We start from the raw sequence: 3360 nt of genomic DNA on the forward strand, positions 1-3360 counted from the left end.
AGGCCGAATCCCGGTCGGATCGACCGAACGTTGTCGGCTGTCAGGGTCTGTCCAGCCTTGATGGGCTTGACCGCGTAGATGGAACGCCGGAACCGCGTATTGGCCCGCTCGCTCTCGGCAAGGCTGTAGCCGACCGAGCCCAGCGCGGACCATGCGGACTTGCAATCATCGACCAGCTTCTTGAATTCGTCCGGTTCAAGCGAAAACGCCGCATCCGGCCCGCCCTCCGCCCGCGCAATCGTAAAATGCTTTTCAATGATAGAGCCGCCCAGCACCGTCGAGGCGACGCACGCGGCCGACCCTGGCGCATGGTCGGAAAGGCCGGACACCACGCCGAATGCCTGTCCGAGATGCGATACCGTGCGCACGTTGGCCTGCTCGATCGGGGCAGGATAGGCGCTGGTACAATGCAGCAAGGCCAGGCCGCCAGCGCCGTTGCTTCGGGCGGTTTCGACCGCTTCCTGAATCTCGCCGAGATTGGCCATGCCGGTCGAAATGATCATCGGCTTGCCGCGCCTGGCGACATATTTGATCAGCGGCAGGTCGATGACTTCGAAGGATGCGATCTTGTAGGCGGGAGCGTCCAGTCCTGCGAGCAGGTCGACGGCGGTTTCGTCGAACGGGGTCGAAAAAATCGTGATCCCGATGTCGCGCGCTTTCGCAAACAACTCCGCGTGCCATTCAAACGGCGTGTAGGCTTGCTTGTAGAGCTGATGAAGCTGATAGCCGTCCCACAGGCCGCCCTTGATCTGGAACTCGGGGCTATCGTGGGGAATGGTCATGGTGTCGGCGGTATAGGTCTGGATCTTGATCGCATCCGCGCCGGTCGCGGCGGCGGCCTCGATCAACTCCAGGGCTTTGGAAAGCTGTCCATTATGGTTCGCCGACAGCTCGGCGATAATATAGGGCGGGTGGTCGGGCCCGATTTTCCGCCCCGCGATCTCGAATTCCGGGCTCTGGCTCATAGTTCTACCTCGACACATAATGCTTGGCGGCCGCAAGTTCGGAAGTCGAGCTCCGCATCGCGCGAACATCTCGCAGGACGACCTTCGGCGCAGAACGTTTCGCGTATCGCCCTTGCAGGCACGCAATCCCCAAGCTTCGTCTCAAAATCGATTCTATACCCTTGAACCAACGGTGACGACACGTCGTTCCGCAGCAGTTGTGGGAGCTCAAACAAGTGTACCGCGTCATCGGGCTTGCCGGGCAACGCTGCCATTGGGTTTGGCATCTACCGGGCGCATCCGGCGATAAAAAAGATAGACCGCATCGGTTCCTACGGTTAGAAATCCGCACTTTTCGAAAATTTTTTGCGAAGCGATATTTTCGCGCTTTACTCGGGCCTCGATGCGATCGCAAAATTGCTGCTTGAACACCGCCTGACAGGCCGAGTCGAGTGCGGCCGCGCCGTACCCCTTGCCACGGACGTGACGGGCCATTGCGATACTAACTGAGGCGTTTTTTGTCTGTTCAACGTGAAAACGAACACTGCCGCAAGGCCTTCCGTTTGTCTCAACAATAAAAATCATGGTGTCCGCATCAGCGAGGCGAGCGGTTAGCCATCTAGAGTGAGCTTCCCAAGCTACCGGACGCTGGTCCGGAGACATGTTGCGCGCGCCATGCTCGTTGCGCCAAAGCCAGAGCCGTCGACTATCGTCTGCCGTGGCGGCGCGAAGCGTCAGTTGCCCGGTTGAATCTGGCAAGACCAGTTCATCGATGGCGCAACCGACGCGGAAGGCGCCGTCGCCATCGCAGATTTTCGCGGCATTTCGCGACATTTGCGCAAGTTGGTTCGGCGTTTCTGCAAGCTCTCGTACGATCCTGGAAATCGAAGACGCGGAATCGGAGGAGAGCGGCAACACCCGCGCCGCGCCGGCCTGTTCCAGCGCGTGGGCGTTATCGACCTGATTCTGTGCGACCACGAGCATGATCGATGGAAGGCCCAGACAACAGCGCTCCCAACAGGAGGTTCCCGGCGTACCAATGGCGAGGTCCGCATCCGCCATGAGTTCGGCGATATCGGGCGGATCGACGCATACACGTATCCGGGGTGCTTCGCCCTCAAGTCCTTTGATATCTCGAAAAGTGGGGGTAGTCGGGCCGGTCACGACCACAATCCGCTCCAGCCAGCTGTCGCTGGCGAGCATGCGGGCGATCGCCGCGGTCTGTCCGCCGATATCGGTCAGCCCCAGTGAAATGAACACGGATTTCGGGGTCGAAGACGCCTTACGCCGCGCGAGGGATTGGCTTCGGAGTTCGCCGAACTCGCCGCGCAGAAGTGCGTACGAAGAACCCGCGAGTACGCGACAATGCGCCGGGATCACATTGGCGTAATCGGCGGCAGCCCGGTCAAGCGTCATATCTAGGAGAAGGTCGCAATGGTGCCGGCGATTCGGCGCGTCATCGATAACGAGGACCGGGCATGAATGACGACGCAATGATCGCTCGAACTCGTAACCAAGCCGATAGGTGTCGACGACGATCAGGTTGACCCGCTTGCCGCAATATTTTCCGGCGGCAATGGCGTCGTTCCAATCGTGTTGATCGGCGGCGAGACAGGTGATCCCGGAGCGGGCCAGAGCCGGAACAGTGTCGGTGGTTTCCTCCTTGCAGAGAAAAACCACATCCGCGCCGCGTTGCTGCATTTCCGCGGCCAGCGTCAGGCAACGCATGACGTGGCCGCCTCCGATGGCGGGATCGGCATCTGCTCGAAACACAATCAGCATTGCGGTTTTGTGCTCCAGCCTGACGAGGCGTGTTGCGGCATGTCGCGAGTCATATTGTCTGTATAAACCAGCCGCACAGGGTAATCAAAACAACACCGAATGTGATCGCAGCCGTCGTACGCGGCATCTTTGCGCCGCGCCGCCACAGCGTCCGGAGCTGAATAGCGACGCCGCCGACCATCTGCAGGGCAACCAGTATCGCGCAGACGCGCAAGTTGAGCAGCCCCCGCATGCCGAGACCGACCAGCAGCGCTGCGACCGCGACCATGAGAACAATGCTCCTTCTGGCGGCCGGCGCCGAGCGCCTGGTCCGTGCGAGTCGAATCTCAAGCGATGCCCAGGCTCCCCAGGCGTAGACCTGAAGCATCACGATCGGAAACAGTCCGACGGCTCTGTGGATATTGTCGGTTCCGAGCGAGCGAAACTGCAAGTAGCCGACGAGAAAGGGATATGACGCGACGATGGCAACGGCCAGCATCGCGATCGCCGCCAGATAGAAACTTAGAAAACGATCATACAGCCGCGATGGCATGCCGTAGAGCCGCGCAAAAAGGCCCGTTCCAACGATGCTGTGCACGATCAGCATCGCCGATGCGATGCGGAAATCGACCGAATAGACCGACAGATCTTCGAT

General features: G+C 60.1%; 3 protein-coding genes. All 3 read right to left on the minus strand.

Annotated features, from left to right (window positions below; genetic code table 11):
• The coding region (gene pseI, locus WCE35_RS21765) for a pseudaminic acid synthase (protein WP_424595381.1) at nucleotides 1-965 on the minus strand (965 nt) is incomplete at its 3' end.
• A 225-nt stretch (nucleotides 966-1190) separates the two neighbouring features.
• A complete protein-coding gene (gene pseG, locus WCE35_RS21770; protein WP_424595382.1) occupies nucleotides 1191-2726 on the minus strand; it encodes a UDP-2,4-diacetamido-2,4,6-trideoxy-beta-L-altropyranose hydrolase in 1536 nt (511 codons plus the stop codon).
• A 49-nt stretch (nucleotides 2727-2775) separates the two neighbouring features.
• Nucleotides 2776-3360, minus strand: a 585-nt coding sequence (locus tag WCE35_RS21775) for a hypothetical protein (protein WP_424595383.1), incomplete at its 5' end; no start/stop codon positions are given.

Source organism: Bradyrhizobium sp., from assembly GCF_049691595.1.
Classification (GTDB): domain Bacteria; phylum Pseudomonadota; class Alphaproteobacteria; order Rhizobiales; family Xanthobacteraceae; genus Bradyrhizobium.

Excerpts from the sequence above, each read along its gene's own strand:
- pseG (WP_424595382.1), bottom strand. The coding sequence starts at position 2,726 with ATGCTGATTGTGTTTCGAGCAGATGCCGATCCCGCCATCGGAGGCGGC.